The organism is Pseudomonas sp. TH39(2020), from assembly GCF_016650715.1.
Lineage (GTDB): Bacteria > Pseudomonadota > Gammaproteobacteria > Pseudomonadales > Pseudomonadaceae > Aquipseudomonas > Aquipseudomonas mandelii_C.
The window spans coordinates 67,497-90,284 of record NZ_JAEKFF010000006.1; the positions used below are offsets into that span (position 1 = coordinate 67,497).

The 22,788-nt window shown below is 56.8% G+C and carries 22 protein-coding genes, 3 tRNA genes and 1 pseudogene; 7 read left to right on the plus strand and 19 right to left on the minus strand.

What is annotated here, in order from left to right; all coding sequences use genetic code 11:
- Positions 1–130 precede the first annotated feature (130 nt).
- From lon to JFU47_RS08170, 7 genes are all read right to left on the minus strand, one after another.
- Positions 131–2,527, minus strand: coding sequence for an endopeptidase La (lon, locus tag JFU47_RS08140; RefSeq protein ID WP_008148424.1), 2,397 nt, complete (start codon positions 2,525–2,527; stop codon positions 131–133).
- Between the two features lie 161 nt (positions 2,528–2,688).
- Positions 2,689–3,972, minus strand: coding sequence for an ATP-dependent Clp protease ATP-binding subunit ClpX (gene clpX / locus JFU47_RS08145; RefSeq protein ID WP_007946893.1), 1,284 nt, complete (start codon positions 3,970–3,972; stop codon positions 2,689–2,691).
- A gap of 112 nt (positions 3,973–4,084) precedes the next feature.
- Positions 4,085–4,720, minus strand: coding sequence for an ATP-dependent Clp endopeptidase proteolytic subunit ClpP (gene clpP, locus JFU47_RS08150; RefSeq protein ID WP_008148423.1), 636 nt, complete (start codon positions 4,718–4,720; stop codon positions 4,085–4,087).
- A 93-nt stretch (positions 4,721–4,813) separates the two neighbouring features.
- The gene (gene tig, locus JFU47_RS08155) at positions 4,814–6,124 is read right to left on the minus strand and encodes a trigger factor (protein WP_046047576.1); all 1,311 of its coding nucleotides are present in this window, start codon (positions 6,122–6,124) and stop codon (positions 4,814–4,816) included.
- Positions 6,125–6,546: 422 nt separating this feature from the next.
- Positions 6,547–6,631 (minus strand) — tRNA-Leu (locus tag JFU47_RS08160).
- 54 nt (positions 6,632–6,685) lie between these two features.
- Positions 6,686–6,761: transfer RNA gene (locus tag JFU47_RS08165), tRNA-His, on the minus strand.
- Between the two features lie 38 nt (positions 6,762–6,799).
- Positions 6,800–6,876: transfer RNA gene (locus JFU47_RS08170), tRNA-Arg, on the minus strand.
- 279 nt (positions 6,877–7,155) lie between these two features.
- On the opposite strand from JFU47_RS08170, the gene folD reads away from it, so the two are divergent.
- The 3 genes from folD (at position 7,156) to pbpG (ending at position 10,127) form a co-directional block, all read left to right on the plus strand.
- Positions 7,156–8,010, plus strand: a complete 855-nt coding sequence (gene folD / locus JFU47_RS08175) for a bifunctional methylenetetrahydrofolate dehydrogenase/methenyltetrahydrofolate cyclohydrolase FolD (RefSeq protein ID WP_140680189.1) — start codon at positions 7,156–7,158, stop codon at positions 8,008–8,010.
- 202 nt (positions 8,011–8,212) lie between these two features.
- Entirely contained in the window at positions 8,213–9,013 is an 801-nt protein-coding gene (gene mddA / locus JFU47_RS08180; RefSeq protein ID WP_140894684.1) for a methanethiol S-methyltransferase, read from the plus strand.
- Between the two features lie 175 nt (positions 9,014–9,188).
- Positions 9,189–10,127 (plus strand): D-alanyl-D-alanine endopeptidase, encoded by a 939-nt coding sequence (gene pbpG / locus JFU47_RS08185; RefSeq protein WP_140680191.1) that lies wholly within the window; start codon positions 9,189–9,191, stop codon positions 10,125–10,127.
- Positions 10,128–10,181: 54 nt separating this feature from the next.
- On the opposite strand, the gene JFU47_RS08190 is transcribed toward pbpG, so the two are convergent.
- The 3 genes and pseudogenes from JFU47_RS08190 to JFU47_RS08200 form a co-directional block, all read right to left on the minus strand.
- On the minus strand, positions 10,182–10,397 hold the full coding sequence (locus JFU47_RS08190) for a hypothetical protein (RefSeq protein WP_140680193.1): 216 nt from the start codon (positions 10,395–10,397) through the stop codon (positions 10,182–10,184).
- Between the two features lie 17 nt (positions 10,398–10,414).
- Complete coding sequence (locus tag JFU47_RS08195; protein WP_027925384.1) at positions 10,415–10,621, minus strand: DUF6021 family protein; 207 nt, start codon at positions 10,619–10,621, stop codon at positions 10,415–10,417.
- A gap of 94 nt (positions 10,622–10,715) precedes the next feature.
- Positions 10,716–11,445, minus strand: a pseudogene (locus JFU47_RS08200) (peptidase C39 family protein).
- Between the two features lie 134 nt (positions 11,446–11,579).
- On the opposite strand from JFU47_RS08200, the gene JFU47_RS08205 reads away from it, so the two are divergent.
- Positions 11,580–11,780 carry a hypothetical protein gene (locus tag JFU47_RS08205; RefSeq protein ID WP_201182418.1) on the plus strand — a complete coding sequence of 67 codons (201 nt, stop codon included), beginning with the start codon at positions 11,580–11,582 and terminating at the stop codon, positions 11,778–11,780.
- A gap of 79 nt (positions 11,781–11,859) precedes the next feature.
- Here JFU47_RS08205 and JFU47_RS08210 read toward each other — a convergent pair whose 3' ends face one another.
- Entirely contained in the window at positions 11,860–12,609 is a 750-nt protein-coding gene (locus tag JFU47_RS08210; RefSeq protein WP_123366156.1) for a TerC family protein, read from the minus strand.
- 28 nt (positions 12,610–12,637) lie between these two features.
- Positions 12,638–12,880 (minus strand): hypothetical protein, encoded by a 243-nt coding sequence (locus JFU47_RS08215; protein ID WP_046047583.1) that lies wholly within the window; start codon positions 12,878–12,880, stop codon positions 12,638–12,640.
- A gap of 135 nt (positions 12,881–13,015) precedes the next feature.
- Between JFU47_RS08215 and nhaR the strand changes: the two genes are divergently transcribed.
- The gene (gene nhaR, locus JFU47_RS08220; protein ID WP_008148408.1) at positions 13,016–13,915 is read left to right on the plus strand and encodes a transcriptional activator NhaR; all 900 of its coding nucleotides are present in this window, start codon (positions 13,016–13,018) and stop codon (positions 13,913–13,915) included.
- A 4-nt stretch (positions 13,916–13,919) separates the two neighbouring features.
- Here the strand turns inward: nhaR and JFU47_RS08225 are convergent, their stop codons facing one another.
- Complete coding sequence (locus JFU47_RS08225; protein ID WP_201182420.1) at positions 13,920–15,074, minus strand: MFS transporter; 1,155 nt, start codon at positions 15,072–15,074, stop codon at positions 13,920–13,922.
- 280 nt (positions 15,075–15,354) lie between these two features.
- Between JFU47_RS08225 and sstT the strand changes: the two genes are divergently transcribed.
- A complete protein-coding gene (gene sstT, locus JFU47_RS08230) occupies positions 15,355–16,587 on the plus strand; it encodes a serine/threonine transporter SstT (protein WP_201182422.1) in 1,233 nt (410 codons plus the stop codon).
- 74 nt (positions 16,588–16,661) lie between these two features.
- Here the strand turns inward: sstT and JFU47_RS08235 are convergent, their stop codons facing one another.
- The 6 genes from JFU47_RS08235 to JFU47_RS08260 form a co-directional block, all read right to left on the minus strand.
- A complete protein-coding gene (locus JFU47_RS08235; protein ID WP_008148402.1) occupies positions 16,662–17,171 on the minus strand; it encodes a DUF1993 domain-containing protein in 510 nt (169 codons plus the stop codon).
- Positions 17,172–17,326: 155 nt separating this feature from the next.
- Complete coding sequence (locus JFU47_RS08240) at positions 17,327–18,265, minus strand: SdiA-regulated domain-containing protein (protein ID WP_201182424.1); 939 nt, start codon at positions 18,263–18,265, stop codon at positions 17,327–17,329.
- The gene (locus tag JFU47_RS08245; protein WP_140894679.1) at positions 18,262–19,782 is read right to left on the minus strand and encodes an ArnT family glycosyltransferase; all 1,521 of its coding nucleotides are present in this window, start codon (positions 19,780–19,782) and stop codon (positions 18,262–18,264) included. The genes JFU47_RS08240 and JFU47_RS08245 overlap by 4 nt, the downstream gene beginning before the upstream one ends.
- Positions 19,783–19,785: 3 nt before the next feature.
- Positions 19,786–20,064 (minus strand): lipid-A-disaccharide synthase N-terminal domain-containing protein, encoded by a 279-nt coding sequence (locus tag JFU47_RS08250; protein WP_008148397.1) that lies wholly within the window; start codon positions 20,062–20,064, stop codon positions 19,786–19,788.
- Positions 20,061–20,801: a glycosyltransferase family 2 protein gene (locus tag JFU47_RS08255; RefSeq protein ID WP_201182427.1), complete on the minus strand. Its 741-nt coding sequence runs from the start codon at positions 20,799–20,801 to the stop codon at positions 20,061–20,063. Before JFU47_RS08255 ends, JFU47_RS08250 begins: the two co-directional genes overlap by 4 nt.
- Before the next feature lie 48 nt (positions 20,802–20,849).
- Entirely contained in the window at positions 20,850–21,827 is a 978-nt protein-coding gene (locus JFU47_RS08260; RefSeq protein ID WP_201182429.1) for an NAD-dependent epimerase, read from the minus strand.
- A 307-nt stretch (positions 21,828–22,134) separates the two neighbouring features.
- On the opposite strand from JFU47_RS08260, the gene JFU47_RS08265 reads away from it, so the two are divergent.
- Positions 22,135–22,782: a YceH family protein gene (locus JFU47_RS08265; protein ID WP_140680202.1), complete on the plus strand. Its 648-nt coding sequence runs from the start codon at positions 22,135–22,137 to the stop codon at positions 22,780–22,782.
- Positions 22,783–22,788 lie beyond the last annotated feature (6 nt).

Below are 22,788 nucleotides of genomic sequence, written 5' to 3' on the forward strand. Positions count from 1 at the left end.
CTATTTGAGTATGATTCTAAGTTTTTTGGTGAAAGCAAAAACGAGTGCTGAATGGCCTACAGACACTTAAGAGCCGCTTTATAACAAGGGCTCTAAAAAGCTGTCAACAAGCCACCCAGGCAAATGCGTACTAATGCGTGCTAATTCTTTCCTTAGAGTCAGACTCGCGTTTTTCATCCTTTGCAACTATCTCTGGAGCTACATCTGGCAAGGGCTCCGGCGCGTATTGCAGCGCAATTTGCAGGACCTCGTCAATCCATTTAACCGGTTTAATCTGCAGATCTTGCTTGATATTGTCAGGAATTTCCTTCAGATCGCGTACGTTCTCTTCAGGAATGATCACCGTCTTGATTCCGCCACGGTGAGCAGCGAGCAGTTTTTCTTTCAAACCACCAATCGCCAGCACCTGACCACGCAGCGTAATTTCGCCAGTCATGGCGACGTCCGCGCGCACAGGGATCCCGGTCAATGCCGACACCAGAGCCGTGCACATGCCCACACCGGCGCTAGGGCCGTCCTTCGGGGTCGCCCCTTCCGGCATGTGGATGTGCGTGTCGCGCTTCTCATGGAAGTCCAGGGGAATCCCCAGGCTCTTCGCGCGACTGCGAACAACAGTCAGGGCCGCTGTGATCGACTCGACCATGACGTCACCCAAGGAACCGGTCTTGATCAACTGGCCTTTACCCGGCACGACGGCGGCTTCGATAGTCAGCAATTCGCCACCCACCTGAGTCCACGCCAGCCCGGTGACCTGACCGATCTGATCCTGCGATTCGGCCAGACCATAGCGGAATTTGCGCACGCCCAGGAAGTGTTCCAGCATCTCGGCAGTGACCTTCACCGAGAAGCGCTTTTCCATTGCATGCTCTTTGACCGCCTTGCGGCAAACCTTGGCAATCTGGCGCTCCAGCCCACGTACACCGGCTTCGCGGGTGTAATAGCGGATGATGTCGCGGATCGCTTCGGCGTCGAATTCCAGCTCGCCTTTTTTCAAACCGTTGGCAGTAATCTGCTTTGGCGAAAGGTATTTGACGGCGATGTTGATCTTTTCGTCTTCGGTGTAACCCGGCAGACGAATCACTTCCATCCGGTCCAGCAAGGCGGGTGGAATGTTCATGGAGTTCGAGGTGCAAAGGAACATCACATCGGACAGGTCGTAGTCGACTTCCAGATAGTGATCGTTGAAGTTGTGGTTCTGCTCAGGGTCGAGCACTTCCAGCAACGCCGACGCCGGATCGCCACGCATGTCGCTGCCCATTTTGTCGATTTCATCGAGCAGGAACAGCGGGTTGCGGACGCCCACTTTTGTCATCTTTTGAATCAATCTTCCTGGCATCGAACCGATATAAGTACGGCGATGACCACGAATTTCCGCTTCATCACGCACACCGCCGAGTGCCATGCGCACGAATTTGCGGTTGGTGGCGTGAGCAATTGACTCCGCCAGAGAGGTTTTACCCACTCCTGGAGGACCGACCAGGCACAACACCGGACCACGAATTTTCTTCACTCGCTTTTGCACGGCGAGGTATTCGAGGATCCGCTCTTTGACTTCTTCCAGACCATAGTGGTCTGCATCGAGTATGTCTTCAGCGCGCGCCAGATCCAGGCGAACTTTGCTCTGTGCCTTCCACGGCACCTGAACCAGCCAGTCAATATACGAGCGCACCACGGTCGCTTCCGCAGACATTGGCGACATTTGTTTTAACTTGTTCAGTTCACCCTGGGCTTTGGCCAAGGCGTCTTTCGGCAGACCGGCGGCATCGATGCGCTTTTTCAGCTCTTCAATTTCGTTGTGGCCTTCATCGCTGTCGCCGAGCTCTTTCTGAATGGCCTTCATCTGCTCATTCAGGTAGTACTCGCGCTGGCTGCGCTCCATTTGTTTTTTGACGCGACCACGAATGCGTTTTTCGACTTGCAGCAGGTCGATCTCGGCATCCAGCAACGCCAGAACGTGCTCGACCCGGGCCGACAAATCGATGATTTCGAGGATTTCCTGCTTCTGCTCGATCTTCAGGGCCATGTGTGCGGCCATGGTGTCGACCAGGCGGCCTGGTTCGTCGATGCTGTTGAGCGACGACAGGACTTCAGCCGGGACTTTCTTGCCCAGTTGCACATATTGTTCGAACTGAGCCAGCAGGCTGCGTACGAACACTTCCGACTCGCGCTCTGGTGCGTCGACTTCGTCGATCAATGAGACTTCGGCACGGCAGTGGCCGTCCACTTCGCTGAAACGCTCAACGGCGCCCCGCTGCTCACCTTCGACCAAGACCTTGACCGTGCCGTCAGGCAGCTTGAGCAGCTGTAGAACGGTAGCAATGGTACCTACGCGATAAAGTGCTTCTTCACCGGGATCGTCGTCAGCAGGGTTTCTCTGAGCCAGCAGAAGGATCTGCTTGTCGCCCGTCATCGCGGCCTCGAGGGCTTCGATGGATTTCTCGCGCCCCACGAACAGCGGGATAACCATGTGCGGATAAACCACAACATCACGCAATGGCAGGAGAGGCAATTCGATGGTTGTCTTCATGATTTCGCCTCTACGGCGGCCATAAGGCCGTAAACAGATGGAAGTGAGCTTGAAACCAAGATGGGGGCTACCTTCGAAAAAAACAAGCTTAAAGAAGGTGTTAAAACGCGCAAAAAGCAAAGGGGCCCGAAGGCCCCTTCTTTATTCCAGCAGCGTGACGCTTAGGCGTCTGGCGCTGCCTTGGCAGCCGGCTCACTGTTTTCGTAGATATACAGTGGCTTGGACTTGCCTTCTATAACGCTTTCGTCGATCACTACTTTACTCACCTCGGATTGCGAGGGAATTTCATACATAGTGTCGAGCAATACACCTTCGAGAATCGAACGCAGTCCACGGGCACCGGTTTTACGTTCCAGGGCACGTTTGGCGACCGATTTCAGAGCGTCGGCCCGGAATTCCAGGTCCACACCTTCCATCTCGAACAGCTTGGCATACTGTTTGGTCAGAGCATTTTTCGGCTCGGTGAGAATCTGCATCAACGCAGCCTCATCAAGCTCGTCCAGCGTGGCAAGTACCGGCAGACGACCGACGAACTCCGGGATCAGACCGAACTTGACCAGATCGTCAGGCTCGACTTCACGCAGGGACTCACCGACTTTCTTGCCTTCTTCCTTGCTGCGCACTTCCGCGTTGAAACCGATGCCGCCCTTGGTGGAACGGTTTTGAATAACCTTTTCCAGACCGGAGAACGCACCACCGCAGATGAACAGGATGTTACGGGTGTCAACCTGAAGGAATTCCTGCTGCGGATGCTTGCGACCACCTTGAGGTGGAACGGAAGCGACCGTGCCTTCGATCAACTTGAGCAGGGCCTGCTGCACGCCTTCACCGGAAACGTCCCGGGTGATCGACGGGTTGTCAGACTTGCGCGAGATCTTGTCGATCTCATCGATGTAGACAATGCCCATTTGGGCCTTTTCTACGTCGTAATCGCACTTCTGTAGCAGCTTCTGAATGATGTTTTCGACATCTTCACCCACGTAACCTGCCTCGGTGAGGGTGGTTGCGTCGGCGATGGTGAACGGAACGTTCAGCAAGCGGGCCAGTGTTTCGGCAAGCAGGGTTTTACCCGAGCCGGTCGGGCCGATCAGCAAAATGTTGCTCTTGCCGAGTTCGACATCGTCATTCTTTTTGTCACGCTGGTTCAGGCGCTTGTAGTGGTTGTACACCGCTACGGCCAGAACCTTTTTCGCACGCTCCTGACCAATCACGTACTGATCAAGGATGCCGCTGATTTCTTTAGGCGAAGGCAATTTATGCGCGCTGCTTTCGGCCTGGGCTTCCTGCACCTCCTCACGGATGATGTCATTGCACAGGTCGACGCACTCGTCGCAGATAAAGACCGAGGGGCCGGCAATCAATTTGCGCACTTCATGCTGGCTTTTGCCACAGAAGGAGCAATAGAGCAGCTTGCCGTTGTCCTCGCCGTTGCGGGTGTCAGTCATTCGTTCGATCCAAATCCGATAGGCTTGCAACACAAGATGAAGGCTATTGCGGGCTTTTTCAAGCCCGCTAGTGATCAGACGCGCCGACCAAGCCTATTTTGAGCTGCTTATTTTAAGCGGGGCGCTGGCTGATCACTTCATCGATCAACCCGTATTCACGCGCTGCTTCTGCACTCATGAAATTATCGCGGTTGGTATCGCGCTCGATTTCTTCAAGAGTGTGCCCGCTATGCTTGGCCATCAGCGTGTTGAGACGCTCACGAATGAAGAGGATTTCCTTGGCATGGATTTCGATATCCGAAGCCTGGCCCTGGAAACCGCCCAATGGCTGGTGAATCATCACACGCGAGTTCGGCAGGCAGAAACGCTTGCCAGCAGCACCGGCCGTCAGCAGGAACGCACCCATGCTGCACGCCTGACCGATACAGGTGGTCGACACGTTTGGCTTGATGAACTGCATGGTGTCATAGATCGACATGCCCGCCGTCACCGAACCGCCCGGGGAGTTGATATAGAGATGGATGTCCTTGTCCGGGTTTTCCGCTTCAAGGAACAGCAGTTGCGCACAGATCAGGTTGGCCATGTAGTCCTCTACCGGGCCAACCAGAAAGATCACTCGCTCCTTGAGAAGGCGCGAGTAGATGTCATAGGCGCGCTCGCCACGAGCAGACTGCTCGACAACCATCGGGACCAGGCCGCCTGCGGCCTGGATATCAGAGTTCTGCTGAATATACGAATTACGGAACATGCTCTGCAGTCACTCCCAAATAGTTATGTCTTGAATACGCATAAGCCAGCACGAAGGCTGGCTTATGGTGTGTACTTCTTACCGCAAAAACGATCAGTCGGCTTGTGGAGCTTCTACCGGCTTGACTGCTTCTTCGTAAGAGACCGATTTGTCGGTCACGCTAGCTTTCTGCAGAACAGTATCCACAACTTGCTCTTCCAGCACAACCGAACGGACTTCGTTCAGTTGCTGGTCGTTCTTGTAGTACCAGGACACAACCTGCTCAGGCTCTTGGTAAGCCGAAGCCATTTCCTGAATCATTTCACGAACGCGGGCTTCGTCAGGCTTGAGGTCGAATTGCTTGACCACTTCAGCCACGATCAGACCCAGCACAACGCGACGCTTGGCTTGCTCTTCGAACAGCTCGGCCGGCAGTTGCTCAGGCTTGATGTTGCCACCGAACTGCTGAACAGCCTGCACGCGCAGACGGTCAACTTCGTTGGACAGCAGAGCCTTAGGCACTTCGATCGGGTTGGTGGCCAGCAGACCGTCCATTACCTGATTCTTGACCTTGGATTTGATCGCCTGACGCAGTTCACGCTCCATGTTCTTGCGAACTTCGGTGCGGAAGCCTTCTAGACCAGTTTCCTTGATGCCGAATTGAGCGAAGAATTCTTCGGTCAGTTCTGGCAGTTTTGGCTCGGAAACAGTGTTCACGGTTACGGTGAACTCAGCGGTTTTGCCTGCCAGGTCGAGGTTCTGATAGTCCTCTGGGAAGGTCAGGTTCAGAACGCGCTCTTCGCCGGCTTTAGCGCCAACCAGACCGTCTTCAAAACCAGGGATCATGCGGCCGGAACCCAGAACCAGCTGAGTACCTTTGGCGGAACCGCCAGCGAACACTTCACCGTCGACCTTGCCAACGAAATCGATGTTCAGCTGGTCTTCGTTTTGAGCAGCACGATCGGCCACTTCGAAACGGGTGTTCTGCTTGCGCAGCACTTCCAGCATTTTGTCCAGATCGGCATCAGCCACGTCAGCGCTCAGGCGCTCAACCGCGATGCCTTCGAAACCGGCAACGGTGAACTCAGGGAACACTTCGAAAATCGCGACGTATTCCAGATCTTTGCCTGCTTCCAGCGATTTCGGCTCGATCGAAGGAGCGCCAGCCGGGTTCAGCTTCTGCTCAACGACAGCTTCGTAGAAAGAGGACTGGATCACGTCGCCGACCGCTTCCTGACGTGCATCAGCACCAAAACGGCGCTTGATTTCACTCATTGGCACTTTGCCTGGACGGAAGCCAGCAATCTTGGCCTTTTGGGCAGTCTGCTGCAGACGCTTGTTGACCTGAGTCTCGATGCGCTCAGCCGGCACGGTGATGCTCATGCGGCGCTCAAGAGCAGAAGTATTTTCAACAGAAACTTGCATGGATATTCCTCGTTGCACAGACGTTAGCCGGCCGTTTCCGACCCCAGAATCAAGGGCATGCATTCTAGTGGGTCAAACTCAAGAAGTCACCCTACTGAAAACGGGTAAAAAAGCAGCAGGCAATTTATAGGCGGGGACAAACGGTTGTGCCTCGCCCTGTTAGCAAATACAGCCAATCATGCCAAGGCTCTGTACCAATCCTTCTATATATAGAAGGCATCGGCAATCCATCCCTGACAGTCGACCCCACAAGGGGACCAACGGACGAATCAGCATCATCGAGAAACATAAATCCGACGATCCGAGCCGCCCTCTCGACCCAGAACCTGCGGCCGCTTTGAAAATTCAGACTTCTAAAACAAAAACGGCGCAGCCCTTTTCAGGTGCTGCGCCGTTTTCTGCTATTAAATAGCTACTTGTAATGGTGCGGACGGAGAGACTCGAACTCTCACACCTTGCGGCGCTGGAACCTAAATCCAGTGTGTCTACCAATTCCACCACATCCGCATCAAGCTTTTAAAGCAAAGGCGCCAGACTGTTAATCTGGCGCCTTTCTAAATATGGGGTGGACGAAGGGGATCGAACCCTCGACAACGGGAGTCACAATCCCGTGCTCTACCAACTGAGCTACGCCCACCATATTGCCATGTTGCTACTTGTGCCAAAGCTGCCTAATGGCGCACCCGGCAGGACTCGAACCTGCGACCATCCGCTTAGAAGGCGGATGCTCTATCCAGCTGAGCTACGGGCGCCTTGTTAATCTGTATTCTTGGACGATTACAAACTAAGTGCTTTCAGTCTCACCGAATTAAACATCAACTCTGCTCGACCTTCTTAACCAGTGCTAGGCTGTGCCCGACAAGTGCGACGAATGTTATAGGTGACCCTGAAGGTCGTCAACTCTTTTTTAAAAAAAATTCATTTAATTAAAGGGGTTAGGGGAATTTGCAGACCAAGCGCCTTTGCCCTCACCTCATGACATGCGAGAATGCGTTCTCTTTTTTTCCCCTCTCGATGGTTAATCACGCGCAATGACTGCACAACTAATCGACGGCAAATCGATCGCCGCCAGCCTGCGCCAGCAGATCGCCAAACGCGTCAACGAGCGTCGCCAGCAAGGTCTGCGCACGCCCGGTCTCGCGGTGATCCTGGTCGGCAGCGATCCCGCCTCTCAGGTTTATGTCTCGCACAAGCGTAAAGACTGTGAAGAGGTCGGCTTCATTTCCCAAGCCTACGACCTGCCTTCCGAAACCACTCAAGAAGTGCTGACCGATCTGATCGATCGCCTGAACGACGACCCGGCGATTGATGGCGTTTTGCTTCAGCTTCCTTTACCTGAACACCTGGACGCCTCCAAATTGCTGGAACGCATTCGTCCAGACAAGGACGTCGACGGTTTCCACCCTTATAACGTCGGCCGTCTCGCACAGCGTATTCCGCTGCTGCGTCCGTGCACCCCGAAAGGCATCATGACGTTGCTGGAAAGCACCGGTGTCGATCTCTACGGGATGGACGCAGTGATTGTCGGGGCCTCCAACATTGTTGGCCGCCCGATGGCAATGGAATTGCTGCTGGCCGGCTGCACCGTGACTGTCACCCACCGCTTCACCAAGGATCTGGCAGGCCACGTCGGTCGTGCCGATCTGGTTGTCGTCGCTGCCGGCAAGCCGGGCCTCGTCAAAGGCGAGTGGATCAAGGAAGGCGCGATCGTGATCGACGTCGGCATCAACCGCCAGGAAGACGGTAAACTGGTCGGTGACGTGATCTACGACACCGCCCTGCCCCGCGCCGGCTGGATCACTCCAGTCCCGGGTGGCGTTGGCCCGATGACCCGCGCTTGCCTGCTGGAAAACACGCTGTATGCGGCCGAAACACTGCACAGCTGATTCCACACCACGCCGAACAAACAAGAAACCCCGCCTCTGGTGGGGTTTCTTGTTTTCAGCCATGGAAGAAGTAATACCCCTGAAGGACTGCCGGACAGAGCAACGGCGAAAACCTTAAATCGTCCTAGACTGATTATCGAAACATCCCATAAACCGTAGACGCGAATCGGGAAGTACGCGCGACGCTGAAAAGGCATCATTTATGAGCCCCCGCGGCCTGACTCAACATCGCTTTTTCGTTTTCACTGGAAAACTCGCTGGCCTGCTTTACAGCCTCTTCTGTTACCTGTGTTTTCTGCTCACCGCGCTTTACCTGACAGGTTTTCTCTCAGGCATCGGAGTGCCCAAAGACATTAACTCCGGCTCCAGCCTCGACTGGCCCGTGGCGATCCTCGTCGACACCTTGCTGATTACGCTGTTTGCCGTACAGCACAGCGGCATGGCGCGAAAGCGCTTCAAGCGCTGGTGGACCCGGTTCGTCCCGCCCCCCATCGAGCGCGCGACCTACGTATTGTCCACGTGCCTGCCGCTCGCGCTGCTGTTCTGGCTGTGGCAACCCATGGAAACGTCCATCTGGCGCGTAACGTCTGTATGGGGCCACGGATTACTCATGGCTTTATTCTGGCTGGGCCTGGGCCTGGTCGTGCTCGCGACGTTCCTGATCAGCCATTTCGAACTGTTCGGCATAAAGCAGGCACTCAACGCCTTTTACCCCGCCAGACCCGAGAACCCTGCCTTTAAAACCCCTTTACTCTACAAGCTGGTTCGCCACCCGATGTACTTGGGGTTTGTGATGGTGTTCTGGGCGACACCCGACATGACAGCCGGACATCTACTTTTTGCGCTACTCAACACTCTCTACATCCTGATTGGGGTGCATTTTGAAGAGAAAGATCTGGTGGATCTGTTTGGGGAGCAATACCGACGCTATCAGCAGAACGTCGCAATGCTGGTGCCTCTGACCAAACGTAAACCCGACCCACGGCGCAACGATCAAAAGTAAGTCAATCCGGCGCCTGCTCACCGAGGGCAGGCATCAAAAACCGTAAATTTTTTTTCATATAATGCTCTCGCCATACAGGCGCCTAGCGCTTTCGTAGCTCATACTCCTAAAATGCGTCGTTTTTAAGAAACAGCCCGTAACAAAACGGCATATCCACCCTTATGAGTTCGCCAGCGTGAAAATCCGTCTTTCCATCCTGAGCCTATTTTTTGCATTTACAGGGACTTTCACCACGCCAATGGTCAACGCTGCCGACACCACTTCGGCGCCGCGAGATACGTCAACACTGAAAATCGCTTCCGGCAGCGCATTGCTGATGGATCTGCAGACCAACAAAGTCATCTTTGCCAGCAATCCTGACGTGGTTGTGCCGATCGCGTCCGTCAGCAAACTGATGACCGGCCTGGTCGTGGTTGAAGCCAGGCAGAACATGGACGAATACATCAACATCAACATCAGCGACACCCCGGAAATGAAAGGTGTGTTTTCCCGGGTGAAACTCAACAGCGAAATGCCGCGCAAGGAAATGCTGCTGATTGCCCTGATGTCCTCTGAAAACCGCGCTGCCGCGAGCCTGGCCCATCATTATCCGGGTGGCTACGTCGCGTTCATTGCCGCAATGAATGCCAAAGCTAAAGCACTGGGCATGACCAGCACGCACTTCGTCGAACCCACCGGTCTCTCCCCTCGCAACGTGTCCACAGCCCGCGACCTGAGCAAACTGCTGATCGCTGCGCACAAATACCCATTGTTGACCGAGCTGAGTACCACCAAGGAAAAAACCGTCTCGTTCCGTAAACCCAACTACAGCCTGGGTTTTCGTAATACCGACCATTTGATCAACAAGCCGAACTGGGACATCAGGCTGACGAAAACCGGCTTCACCAACGAGGCAGGTCACTGCCTGGTGCTGGTCACCAGCATGGGCAATCGCCCCGTTGCGCTGGTCATCCTCGATGCCTTTGGCAAGTACACACACTTTGCCGATGCCACTCGCATCCGCAGCTGGGTTGAAACCGGCAGAGGCGCGGACGTGCCGTCTGTAGCCTTGCAGTACAAATCCGACAAGAATCTCAAGCATCGTCAAAGCGGCGTGGTTGAAGCGTCGAAATAATTAACTACAGATAAAAGAAAGCCCCGACTATTCGGGGCTTTTTTTCGTCCAGCGTCAGTCATTGGGCAGCGGCATCTGGTCGTCATCTGGAATACCGTCCCCGGCACTCGGATCTCTCGTGCCGTGGGGATGTTCCGTTGGCACTACCATCGGACGCGCCAAGGGATCCCTTAACGGATCGTTCGGATCCATCACGGGGTCAATACCCTCTTCCGGCGTGGTTGGAACGCTGTCCGGACGTTTGTCGTTGAAACTCGAATCGGTAGACATACGCACCTCACTCAGGCTTAGGGTTTCAGATCGGCGAGTGGATCATAAGGCTTCGCGGGAGCCTTGGGATTGTCGCCCGGCTTCACATCCCTGGGCGCCTTGGCAGGTCCGATGGGGTCGACCTGAGGATCGGCGAGGTCCGGCGAATCGGGATCGAAGCCCAACTCATCACCCGAAGAATGCTCAGACGAGTGCGGGCCGACGGGGGTAGTGGAATGAGCCATGGACGCCTCCTTTGAGTCTGGCCCGGAGAAATCCGGGCCCTACTTTGTTAGAGGTCGGCAACGTGCAAGGGTGCCCGACAGATGACGAACGGACTTATTGCGCGTTCAGCGCTTTCTTCGCTCTGGCGGCCGCCTGTTCTTGACCTGCCTGGGCAAGGTCGCTCGCTGCCTTGAGCCATCGCTGCTGATCGACATTGGCCGGCAGTTGATTCGGTTTCTGAATCAGCACGGCCCAGCCACCGGCATCCTTGAGCGCCGATTCAAACGAACCGAAGCCCATCAACTCCCGTCGATTCATGCCCGAGCGCAGCAGCACTGTCTGCTTCTGACGGTTGTACCCGGCAAGAATGGCGTAACGCGGTTCAGCCCAGAACGCCGAGCCTTCGGTGAAACGCACCATTACCGGGTAACCGGCCGCAACCTGGGTCAACAGTGCAGGCAAATTGCTGTCGAGGGGATAGACGACCATGCCGTACTCGCGAGCGAGGTTCTGCATGTTCTGCTGCAACTGGGCTTCGGCACCCGGCAAATGCAACGGCTTTTCGAGCAAACCTGGCGTAATCACAATGCCTTGCTGGGACAACATGCTGGCCAGCACTTGCGGCCCACTCTGATTCGCCACGCCACGGTAGAACGTACCACTGAGCTCGACTCGCTCCGGCAGGCGCTTGATTTCAGGTGCCACACTCCCCGCGCAGCCAGCCAGACCAGCAACGCAGCCAACGACCAGCACAAAAGATCGAACTCGAGAAAATACCCGCACCATCATCACTCACTTGATTTAGACGCCAGGCATTCACGCTCCCGGCTTGGCCGTCGATCATAGGACGCCGCGCGGCAGCGGTATAGCCTTAACCGGCAGATGATGGCATTCGATAGAGCGAACTGATTGGTGACAGCCGACCTTTGGTCCATAGTCTGAAACACAGCAGCGACTAGACTGTCATGTGCAAAGAGTATGTGCCCGCAGCAGGGCGAAGAGGAGGCACTGATGAGCCTGACAATGACCATTGTGATGTTGATTTCTGGCTGGCTGGCCGTTGCCGCCGCCATGCTATGGGGGGTCCTGCGCATTACCCGCCGGCACCATCATCCGGCTCAGTCGGCGCCAGTGGCAAAACCCGATACAACCGCTGAACAGCACGCTACCGCGCACTGACCGACACCCTTCTGTATACAAACAAAAAACGGCCGCCTGGGCTCTTTCGAGCTCAGGCGGCCGTTTCGTTTAACGCAGATTAAGCTTCAGCGGCTAAACGCTTCTGCTTCGCCCGTCGCGACATCATGTTCAAACCCTCGATCGTCGCCGAGAACGCCATGGCCGCATACACGTAGCCTTTCGGTACGTGGGCACCGAAGCCTTCGGCGATCAGCGTCATGCCGATCATGATCAGGAAGCCCAGCGCCAGCATCACCACCGTCGGGTTGTCGTTGATGAACTTGGCCAGGGGATCAGCCGCCAGCAACATCACCAGTACCGACACCACCACCGCGATGATCATGATCGGCAAATGCTCGGTCATGCCGACAGCGGTAATGATGCTGTCGATGGAGAACACCATGTCCAGCAGCAGGATCTGACCGATCGCGGCGGCAAAGCCCAGGGTCACGGTCGAGGTGGCCGACGTCGGATCATCCGGCGCCGGGTCCATGCTGTGATGGATTTCGGTGGTCGCCTTCCACAACAGGAACAGGCCGCCGGCAATCAGGATCATGTCCTTCCAGGAGAACGTCTGGCCGAAGATATCGATCACAGGCTCAGTCAACTGGACAATGAACGCGATGGTGCTCAGCAGCGCCAATCGCAGGATCAGCGCCATGCCGATACCAATGCGCCGCGCCTTCTGCCGGTGCTGCTCAGGCAGTTTATTGGTCAAGATCGAAATGAAGATCAGGTTATCGATGCCGAGTACGATTTCCATGACGATCAACGTAGCCAGGGCGACCCAGGCGGTAGGGCTTGCAGCAAGTTCTAAAAGGTATTCCATGGGTCAGTCCTGACTCTTTTAAGACGGTTTAGATTTCCTGGGACGTAGATTCGGTTTTGTCCGTTTCTTTGGCCGGTTGTTCTTTCTTGCTGATCAGCCCGCCAGTGGCGTCACTGATTGCCTGCTCTGCGGCTTTGTGGGTGTCGTCAATCGCTTGTTTGGCGGTTTCGGCAGCCTTGCCCATCAGTTGCTGAGCGCTTTTTTCGGCCTGGTCACAACCGGCCAATACCAGTAAAGACGTGATCAGCAGTGCCGTGGTTTTAAGCTTCATGATGCTTTCCTCGATAGAACAGACAGGGCCGAAAAGGCCACCCGTCGATAGCGGGGCATTCTAAGGAGGCAAACACTTCAGGAAAATTCGTATTTTTAGCGGTTATACTTCGGTTTTAACGAACTGTAGGTCGCCATGCTCAACTATCGACAGCTGCATTACTTCTGGGTGGTGGCCAAGACCGGCAGCATCGTGCGCGCTTGCGAGCAACTGAACCTGACGCCGCAGACCATCAGCGGGCAGATTTCCCTGCTCGAACAAACCTATGGCATCGAGCTGTTTCGCCGGGTCGGCCGACAACTGGAACTCACTGAGGCCGGCCGCCAGACCCTGCCCTACGCCGAGCAAATGTTTCAGCTGGGCGGCGAACTGGAGCTGATGCTGCGAGCACAGCCCAACGAACAGCAGATTCTGTTTCGGGTAGGTGTGGCAGACGTGGTGCCCAAATCCATCGTCTATCGCCTGATCGCGCCGACCATGGAATTGAGCGAGCCGCTGCGCATCACCTGTCGCGAAGACAAACTCGAACGCCTGCTCGCCGACCTGGCGATCCAGCGGCTCGACCTGGTGATTTCCGACAGCCCGATGCCCTCGCACCTGGACATCAAGGGCTACAGCCAGAAACTCGGGGAATGCGGGATCAGCTTCTTCGCCACTGCTGAACTGGCGGCGCAATACGGTCAGGATTTCCCCCGCAGCCTGCACGGCGCACCGCTGCTGATTCCAGGGCCGGAGACCGTGGTGCGCAGTCGCTTGCAGCGCTGGTTTGCCGAGCAGCAGATCCAGCCGCGCATCGTCGGCGAGTTCGACGACAGCGCCTTGATGCAGGCTTTCGGCCAATCCGGCAGCGGGATCTTCATCGGCCCGAGCGTGATTGCCGATGAAGTAATACGCCAATACGGCGTGGAATTGATCGGCCAGACCGACGCGGTGACCGAGTCGTTCTACGCCATTTCGGTGGAACGCAAGGTCAAGCACCCCGGCATTGTCGCCATTACCGAAGGTGCCCGACGCGAGCTGTTCACCGAGATGTGAGGTGTCAGGCGCAGACTTCGCGAGGCTTGAAGGTCATCAGCGCGATGGCCAGGAGGATCGAGGCGAGGATAAAAGCGGCCGCCGCAAAACCAAGACCTTGCAGGCCTACACCGTCGATGACCCTACCGCCGATCATGGCGCCCAGGCCGATCCCGAGGTTAGCTCCGGCAATGTTCAGCGATGCCGCGAACGCCGGCGCTTCGGGTGCAGCCTTCATCAATCGCACATGGCTGACCAGGAACAACGCCGCCTGAGTCACGCCCCAGATCCCCATCGCCGCTGCCAGACCCAGCGGCGAATGAATGTTCGGCACCAACGCCACCAGGCCGGCGATCATGAACGCGCAGAACATCATCGAAGCGATCAACGGATGACGATCCACCGCGCGACCGCCCAGTGAGTTACCGATCAATCCCACCGCGCCGAAGCCCATCAGGCACCAGCCGACCACCGTGCCGTTGAAACCGGCCAGTCGCTCAAGAATGTCCGCCAGGTAGGTATAAGCGGTGAACATGCCGCTGAACACCAGGATCGACAGCAGCACATGCCCCACCATCAGCGGGCTGCGCAGGATTCTGAACTGCGAGCGAAAGCTCACCTGATGCTGATGCAGATTGGTTTTCGGCAGGTAGATAAACAGCAGCAACGCCTTGGCAAACGCGATCACCGCCAGAATGCCGAAGGCACTGCGCCAGCCGAACGCATCGGAGATCAGTGTGCCCACCGGAATGCCGAACACGGTGGCGCAGACAATGCCGAAACCGATCTTGGCGATGGCGCGACCGGCATAGTCCGGGCCGACGATGTCCACCGCGGTTTCACTGGCCAGCGCCCAGAACACCGGCAACCCCAACGCGGGGATCAGCCGGGCAATGGCCATCACCCCGATGTTCGGCGCAAACGCCGCGAGGGTGTTGGCCAGGCCGAACATGATCAGCACCGAGATGAACAATTTGCGGCGCTCGAACCGGGCGAAATAGGCGGTCAGGAACGGCCCGAATGCGGCGACCGTGAAGGCGAACAAGGTCACCAGCAACCCCGCCTGAGGGACGCTGACTTCAAGGTCTCGAGCGATCGCCGGCAACAGGCCGACGATGATGAATTCCGTGGTCAGCACCGTGAAACCGGCGGCAGACAACAGAAGGATGGGCAACAGCATGCAGAACTCCAGAAAACGACGACACCAGCGATAGCCCGAAGGCCCACTGGCATGACTTGAAAATGAGGATGGCGAATCTTAACAGAGTGTTTCCGATCAGGGTTGCACGAACCTGCCGATCTCGTTGCCTCCGCAGGCGGCAGATCGTCACAGGTCTGAAGGATGAAGACTACGCTGTGATAAAGTCCGCGCCCTGCGATACGTACACCCTGTTCATCGGCCATTGATTGGCATTGATGTCGCGATACCCCGCACCTAATAAAATCAGAGATGCCGTTTTATGACTGCTTCATCCCCTTCCCTATGGTTACGCCTGAAACGCTCAAGCCTGGTCACACAAATCATCATCGGCCTGATCGCCGGGATTGCCCTCGCGCTGTTCGCGCCGGAGCTGGCGAAGTCCACAGCGTTCATCGGCAAAGTCTTCGTATCGGCGCTTAAAGCTGTCGCGCCGATTCTGGTGTTCGTGCTGGTCATGGCGTCGATCGCCAACCATAAGCACGGCCAGGAAACCCACATCCGGCCGATTCTGTTTCTCTATCTGCTGGGGACTTTCGCGGCGGCGGTGGTGGCCGTTGTCGCCAGTACGTTGTTCCCGTCGAGCCTGGTGTTGGCAACTCACGACGTTGCGGTCACCGCGCCGGGCGGTATCAGTGAAGTACTGCAAAGTCTGCTGTTGAGTGTGGTCGACAACCCGGTCAGTGCGCTGATGAATGCCAACTTCATCGGTATTCTGGCGTGGGCGATTGGCATGGGCGTTGCCATTCGCCATGCCGGTGACACCACTCGCGAGGTGCTCGGCGACTTGTCTAACGGCGTGACCCTGATCGTGCGCCTGGTGATCCGTTTTGCGCCGCTGGGTATTTTTGGCCTGGTGGCTTCGACCCTCGCCACCTCCGGTTTCGGTGCCTTGATCGGCTATGTGCATCTGCTGGCGGTTTTGCTGGGCTGCATGCTGTTTGTAGCGCTGGTGATGAACCCGGTCATTGTGTTCTGGAAACTGCGTCGCAACCCTTATCCGCTGGTGCTGATGTGCCTGCGGGAAAGCGGCATCACGGCGTTTTTCACCCGCAGCTCGGCGGCGAACATTCCGGTCAATCTGGAATTGAGCAAGCGCCTGGGCCTGCACGAAGACACCTACTCGGTCTCGATCCCGTTGGGCGCGACCATCAACATGGCCGGCGCGGCGATCACCATTACCGTGCTGACCCTGGCGGCCGTGCATACGCTGGGCGTCGCCGTGGACATTCCGACCGCCATCCTGCTGAGCATCGTCGCCGCGATCTGTGCCTGTGGCGCTTCGGGCGTGGCGGGCGGCTCGTTGCTGCTGATTCCACTGGCCTGCAGCCTGTTCGGCATCCCCAGTGAAATCGCCATGCAGGTGGTGGCCGTCGGGTTCATCATCGGTGTGCTGCAGGACTCGGCGGAAACCGCGCTGAACTCCTCCACCGACGTGCTGTTCACTGCCGCCGCTTGCCTGGGGGAAGACGAAAAAGCTCAGCGTCTGGCGTAACAAAGATCTTTTGATTCATAAAAAAAAGCCCGCCAAGGTGCGAACCTTGGCGGGCTTTTGTATATCCGGAAGGTTTAGAACGCGCCCATGTAATCGCGCTTGCCTACTTCCACACCGTTGTGACGCAGCAGTGCGTAGGTGGTGGTGACGTGGAAGAAGAATTGCGGCAGACCGTAGCTCAGCAGGTAAGCCTGGCCGGTGAAGCGCTTCTCTTTCGGCGTGCCCTGACGGGTGATGATTTCGATGCCTTCCTTGCCGTCGATCTGTTCCGGTTTGATCTCGCCGATGAAGGCCAGCACTTTGGCGATCAGCGCTTGCAGCTCGGCGAAGGTGGTTTCGGTGTCGTCGTATTTTGGCAGTTCAACTTCGGCCAGACGCGCGGAAACGCCCTTGGCGAAATCAACGGCGATCTGCACCTGACGGACCAGCGGGAACATGTCCGGGTACAGACGGGCTTGCAGGAAAGCATTTGGGTCGATGTTCTTGGCAGTGGCGTGGGCTTCGGCCTTGTTCAAAACGTCGCTCAGGGCGTTGAGCATTTGTTTGAAAACCGGGACGGAAGCGGCGTACAGGGAAATAGTCATGGCAGTCTCGTGTTGTGACAGGAGGGAAACGTGGGGCGATTATAGCCATGCTCAGCCCCCTGCGGCGGGTCTTTTATCCGGTAGGGGGAACGCAGCGCAAGCTCTGAACGATCTGCGTAAGTGAGTCCCCCGCTGGCATGAAAACTTCAACGTTATCAGTGATTTTCTGCGCTCGCCGAGAGACCGGCCTTCGTTTGGCTGAACCGGTAAAACAGGTTGGGCTCGCTCACAATGTAAAGCTCGCCTTTATTGTCCATGGTCATGCCTTCGGCTTGCGGCAGCGTATGCTTGAGGTCACCCGCCAAGGCGCGCAGGGAGAGAATACTGACGAACTTACCCTGCTGGTCCAGTTCGGTCAGGTTGCTGGACTGTTCGCTTAGCAACAGTAAGTGGCCGGTCCGAGGATCGTAGTAACCCTCGGAAAGGTCTTTGCTGAAAACGCCGCGGTCGACCCAGGCCGTCAAGTCCTTGATACGGATCTGCATTCGGTTGCCAATGGAGTCGAGCATGCCGGTGATTGAGTACAGTTGCCGCGGATCACGCTCCTTGATGGCGAAGATGCGGTCATTGGCCGGGTCATAGGTCACACCTTCAAACCCCTTGTTATGCTCGCTCAGGTTGATCTCAATGGCGAGTGACTCGGTTTGCTCCGCACGGATGGGGCCAGCGGTGTCCGGCAGGGTGAAAATGTGCAGCCGCTGCAACCTTTCATCGACGATGGCCACTCGCCCTTTGCCCAGGTAAGCAATGCCTTCGGTGTCCTCGAAACCGATCAATGGGTAGCGTTCGATCAAATCGCCGTCACGGGTCAGCGCCAGAATTTCCATCGGCGCACCATTGGTGATACCCAACATGCGGTCGTGATCAGGGTCATAGGCGATACCGGACAAATCGGTGATGCCCGGGATCGGCTTGGCTTCGACCATGACCTTGTAGTCTGGCAGCCAGATATTTTTGCCTGGCGCCTGATTGCCATACCAACTGTTATGCCAGTGCGCGTACAACTGCCCGGGCCAGCCAAAATGAACGAAAACCCCACTAACGCCGACCAGCGCCGCGATCAGAACAATTCCAGCCTTCCTTGCCTTGCTCATACTTTTTCTCGGTCCCAAGTAAATCGATAGACATTGACGGGTTGCCCCGGATGACATTGGCCGTTATCGGCATCGGCGCCGACGATCGACCAGTGCGCTCGGGAGGTTTCGCCCAACTCACGCGCGGCCTGAGGATTGAAACACTGGCTCAACAGTTCGTCGGGGACCAAGGCGTACGCCTGAGGGTGTTCGCGCAACCACAGTGCCGCCTGCTCGACTGTGGAGCCGACCATCCCGAAGTGCACGATCGGTTGTCGTGCGAACAGCCAATGGCCCTCGCGCCAATTGACCAACACCAGGTCGGCACCTTGGGTCATGGTCGCCGCCTGCGCCATGATCGCCTCATGAGGGTTGGGACCGTCCTTGATCGGTTCGATGAAACCGCGGGCAATCCAAAGCGCAAACCAGGTCACGACCAGCGCCTGGAATACTCGCCGACCCCGCGGACGCTGACTGAACCAGCGCTTGAGCAACCAGGGAATCAGCGGCGCAGCCACCAGCACCAGCCCGGGCAACGCCGGGTAGATGTACAACTTGCGCTTGCCGCTGCTGATACAGAAAAACAGTACTACCAGCACGACCCAACCCAGCAGCACCAGCACTCGGCCGTCGTGCTTGCGCAGTTGTCGGCGCCAAGCGGGCACCAGCCACGGCAACACGAGCACCAGCGGCAGCCAATATTGCGGGATCACGTGAACGAAGAAATACCAGAACGGCTCGCGATGGTCCCAGGCGGCGGCATAACGTCCCGCGGTCTGGCGCAGCAGAATCTCTCGCGCATAGGCGATCTCGTCAGCAGTGCCATTGAGCGCGATGGATAAGGCCAAGGGCAGTAACCAGATCGCGATGGCGCCCAGCATGACCAACAGTCCCAGCAGCCACTTGCGCGCCTCGCCCGGCATGGCCACCACACCGGGCCAACCTTTGCGCACCGCGTAGGCATACGGAATCAGCATCAGGGCCGGGACGAAGCCAACCCCTTTGGTGATCACACCAATGCCCATGGCGGCGCAGCCCAGGTAAAACCAGCGCCAGGCCGGCCCGAGCAACAGGTGCCGCGCCAGACCGTACATACCCACGGAGGTGAACAGAATCAAAAAGCTGTCGATCTGGCCGGTCTGCAGGATGCTGTACGTCTGATACGTCGCCAGGTACAAGAGCGCCGCCATCCGACCGGCACGTTGATGCCATAACCTGCGCGCCAGGTCATAGACCACGGCGGTGACCGTCACGGCCGATAGAAGACCCGGCAGATACAGAGCGATGGAGGGTTTCCCGGTGAGCCAGGCGAAGAACGCCACCGTCCACATGAAAATCGGCGGCTTGTCACCGTAGATCTCGGCCGCACGGTGCGGAATAAGCCACGAGCCGTGCTGCAACATCTCGAGCGCAACGCCAAGGAATCGCTCCTCGTCGACATTCTGCGGCTGACGTAGCCCCAGCCCGGCACCGATCAAAACCAGGGCGAGCAACATCAAACCCAGGCATTCGACCCGGGGTGATAACGTTCTGCGCATGACTCAGTCCTTTAAGTGTTTGCTGCGAGCAATCAACTGCAAATTGCGCAGATAAACGATCGAACCGAAGGCTTGACCGGCAATGAATACCGGGTCCTCCCGGTAAATGGCATAAGCGAGCAGCAGTGCGCTACCGACGATGCTCAGGTACCAGAAACTCACTGGAATCACGCTGCGTTTCTTGTATTCGCTGTAAAGCCACTGCAAGACGAAGCGACCGGTAAAGGCTATCTGGCCGGCGAAGCCGACCACCAGCCACAGGGTTTCACGGGAAAGATTCATCCTTCGATTTCCTGCGCATTGGCGTTCAGGCGCGTGCGCCGGATCAGCCACCAGACGCCGATCAGGTCGAGAATGCCCACCAAGGCACGGTCGAGGTTGCCGTATTTGGAGACCCCGGATGTGCGGTGACGGTGGTTGACCGGATGAGTGATCATTCGGCCGTTATGGCGCTGGATCAGTGCAGGAATAAACCGATGCATATGATCGAAGTACGGCAGGCGCAGAAACGCCGCCCGCTCGATCAATTTCAATCCGCAACCGGTGTCCGGTGTCAGGTCCTTGAGCATACGGCTGCGCAAACCATTGGCGAACCGCGAAGCCCAGCGCTTGCTCGCGTTGTCGCGGCGGTTGACCCGGTGCCCGGCCACCAACTGAATGCCGGCCTGCCCCTGCTCGCCGCGCACCAACGCCAACATCCCGGGGATGTCCGCAGGATCGTTCTGGCCATCGCCATCGAGCGTGGCCAGCCACTGCCCCTTGGCAGCCAGTGCCGCATGGTAAAGCGAGGTGCTTTGCCCAAGCGAACGCTCATGACGCAGGATACGCAGCGTGCTCAGGCCACTGTTTTTGATCTGCCGCAGTTCGTGCAAGGTGGCATCGGTACTGCCATCGTCCACAACAATGATTTCGTACGCCTCGTCGGCCAAGGCCGCGCGAACTTCTTCAATCAAGGGCTTCAGGTTGTTCGCTTCGTTTTTTGCCGGAATCAGTACAGATACAAATATTTCATGACTCATAGGGTCCCCCCTTTAATCCTTGGTTTCTTATTATCAAGGGCGAACATTTCATCTCTGATAAAAGTGGCGATACCACTTCACAAATTCCGCTACACCCGCTTCCACCGTCACCTGAGGATGGAAGTCGACCCATTGGGTCAATGCCGACACGTCAGCCCAGGTCTTGACCACATCGCCAGGCTGTAGTGGTAGAAAGTTGCGTTGCGCTTTGATCCCCAGTGTCGATTCCAGACAATCGACGAACTCCAGCAGTGCTACCGGCTTGCCACGCCCGATATTGAAAATCCGGTTAACGCCGTCGCCCTCCCCGTCCGGGATCGGCGGCCGAAGGCGCAAACGGGCGACACTTTCGACAATGTCGTCGATATAAGTGAAGTCGCGCGCCATCTGGCCGTGATTATAGATATCGATCGGCAAACCGTTGAGGATCGCTTCGGTAAACTTGAACAGCGCCATATCGGGGCGCCCCCAAGGTCCGTAAACGGTAAAAAAGCGTAGGCCGCTGGCCCTCAGGCCAAACAAATGACAGTAGCTGTGCGCCATCAACTCATTGGCACGTTTGCTGGCCGCGTACAGTGAAATGGGGTGATCGACAGCGTCTTCGACACTGAACGGCATTTTGCTGTTGGTACCGTACACCGAGCTGCTTGATGCATAGATCAGGTGCTTGGGGCGATAGTGACGGCACGCTTCCAGCACATTCAGAAAACCCACCATGTTCGATTGCGCATAGACGTCCGGGTTGTCCAGTGAATAGCGAACACCCGCCTGGGCCGCCAGATGCACAACCTCGGTAAAGCGATGCTCTTTGAACAACGCCATCAGTGCCGGTTTGTCGACGATATCCAGGGTCTGAAAACGAAAGCCTGGCAAGGATGCAAGCTCGTCGAGCCGTGCGCGTTTAAGCTCAACGCTGTAATAGTCGTTGAGGTTGTCGATACCGATGACGTCAAGACCTTCCAGGCACAAACGCTTGACAGTGTGATACCCGATGAAACCGGCAGCGCCAGTGACCAGAACAGTCATAGGGAGTTCGCGCCGGTCAGCGCACTGTTCTTGGCCCATACCCACGTCAGCTTCATGCTTTGCTCCATAGTCCAGTCAATAAGGCTAGTATCGTCGATGGCAGAGCTACCAGATGCCCACAAGGAGTCCCGGCATTTCTCAGCCATGCATACGTTGCTCGTCGGATTGTCAAAATAGCGTTAATAATTCATTTAGGTTTTGTGACAATTGCCAATATGGCGTGACGAATTCAGTTGCCATTGACGCACGTCAATCTAAAGTGCATGCCAGCAGGAGAAAAAATTGACCCCGGGAAGGATGCAGAACGATGAGTACTGAGCAAGAGACAACGTTCGACGAGCCGCGGCTTAACAGCACGGAAATCCGCATTTTGGGTTCGTTGATCGAAAAACAGGCCACCAGCCCGGAAACCTATCCGCTGACCCTCAATGCGCTGGTGATTGCCTGCAACCAGAAAACCAGCCGTGAACCGGTGATGAACCTCACCCAGGGTCAGGTCGGCCAGAGTCTGCGCGCCCTCGAAGGACGCGGCTTTACCAAACTGGTGATGGGCAGTCGGGCGGATCGCTGGGAACACAAAGTCGACAAGGCACTGGAACTGGTGCCCGCTCAGGTCATTCTTGCGGGGCTGCTGTTCCTGCGCGGTCCGCAAACGGTCAATGAACTGCTGACCCGCAGCGGCCGCATGCACGATTTTGAAGATGCCGAGCAGGTGGTGCATCAGCTGGAACGCTTGATTGCTCGAGGTCTGGCGCTGTTGATCCCGCGCCAGGCCGGTCAGCGTGAAGACCGCTATATGCACGCCTTGGGTGACCCGGCGGACATCGAAGTGATCCTGGCAGCACGGCAGAACCCGATCGAACGTGGTACGGGTGGCGGTGTATCGGTTGAGCGGATCGAAGAGCTTGAGGCGCGAATTGCGGCGCTGGAAGAGCGCCTGGCCCGCCTCGAATAACCCTGC

What these genes read in the sequence shown, in the direction of transcription:
- lon (WP_008148424.1), bottom strand. Translation starts at nt 2,527, where the DNA reads ATGAAGACAACCATCGAATTGCCTCTCCTGCCATTGCGTGATGTTGTG.
- clpX (WP_007946893.1), bottom strand. Translation starts at nt 3,972, where the DNA reads ATGACTGACACCCGCAACGGCGAGGACAACGGCAAGCTGCTCTATTGC.
- clpP (WP_008148423.1), bottom strand. Translation starts at nt 4,720, where the DNA reads ATGTTCCGTAATTCGTATATTCAGCAGAACTCTGATATCCAGGCCGCA.
- tig (WP_046047576.1), bottom strand. Translation starts at nt 6,124, where the DNA reads ATGCAAGTTTCTGTTGAAAATACTTCTGCTCTTGAGCGCCGCATGAGC.
- folD (WP_140680189.1), top strand. Translation starts at nt 7,156, where the DNA reads ATGACTGCACAACTAATCGACGGCAAATCGATCGCCGCCAGCCTGCGC.
- mddA (WP_140894684.1), top strand. Translation starts at nt 8,213, where the DNA reads ATGAGCCCCCGCGGCCTGACTCAACATCGCTTTTTCGTTTTCACTGGA.
- JFU47_RS08190 (WP_140680193.1), bottom strand. Translation starts at nt 10,397, where the DNA reads ATGTCTACCGATTCGAGTTTCAACGACAAACGTCCGGACAGCGTTCCA.
- JFU47_RS08195 (WP_027925384.1), bottom strand. Translation starts at nt 10,621, where the DNA reads ATGGCTCATTCCACTACCCCCGTCGGCCCGCACTCGTCTGAGCATTCT.
- JFU47_RS08205 (WP_201182418.1), top strand. Translation starts at nt 11,580, where the DNA reads ATGTGCCCGCAGCAGGGCGAAGAGGAGGCACTGATGAGCCTGACAATG.
- JFU47_RS08210 (WP_123366156.1), bottom strand. Translation starts at nt 12,609, where the DNA reads ATGGAATACCTTTTAGAACTTGCTGCAAGCCCTACCGCCTGGGTCGCC.
- JFU47_RS08215 (WP_046047583.1), bottom strand. Translation starts at nt 12,880, where the DNA reads ATGAAGCTTAAAACCACGGCACTGCTGATCACGTCTTTACTGGTATTG.
- nhaR (WP_008148408.1), top strand. Translation starts at nt 13,016, where the DNA reads ATGCTCAACTATCGACAGCTGCATTACTTCTGGGTGGTGGCCAAGACC.
- JFU47_RS08225 (WP_201182420.1), bottom strand. Translation starts at nt 15,074, where the DNA reads ATGCTGTTGCCCATCCTTCTGTTGTCTGCCGCCGGTTTCACGGTGCTG.
- sstT (WP_201182422.1), top strand. Translation starts at nt 15,355, where the DNA reads ATGACTGCTTCATCCCCTTCCCTATGGTTACGCCTGAAACGCTCAAGC.
- JFU47_RS08235 (WP_008148402.1), bottom strand. Translation starts at nt 17,171, where the DNA reads ATGACTATTTCCCTGTACGCCGCTTCCGTCCCGGTTTTCAAACAAATG.
- JFU47_RS08240 (WP_201182424.1), bottom strand. Translation starts at nt 18,265, where the DNA reads ATGAGCAAGGCAAGGAAGGCTGGAATTGTTCTGATCGCGGCGCTGGTC.
- JFU47_RS08245 (WP_140894679.1), bottom strand. Translation starts at nt 19,782, where the DNA reads ATGCGCAGAACGTTATCACCCCGGGTCGAATGCCTGGGTTTGATGTTG.
- JFU47_RS08250 (WP_008148397.1), bottom strand. Translation starts at nt 20,064, where the DNA reads ATGAATCTTTCCCGTGAAACCCTGTGGCTGGTGGTCGGCTTCGCCGGC.
- JFU47_RS08255 (WP_201182427.1), bottom strand. Translation starts at nt 20,801, where the DNA reads ATGAGTCATGAAATATTTGTATCTGTACTGATTCCGGCAAAAAACGAA.
- JFU47_RS08260 (WP_201182429.1), bottom strand. Translation starts at nt 21,827, where the DNA reads ATGACTGTTCTGGTCACTGGCGCTGCCGGTTTCATCGGGTATCACACT.
- JFU47_RS08265 (WP_140680202.1), top strand. Translation starts at nt 22,135, where the DNA reads ATGAGTACTGAGCAAGAGACAACGTTCGACGAGCCGCGGCTTAACAGC.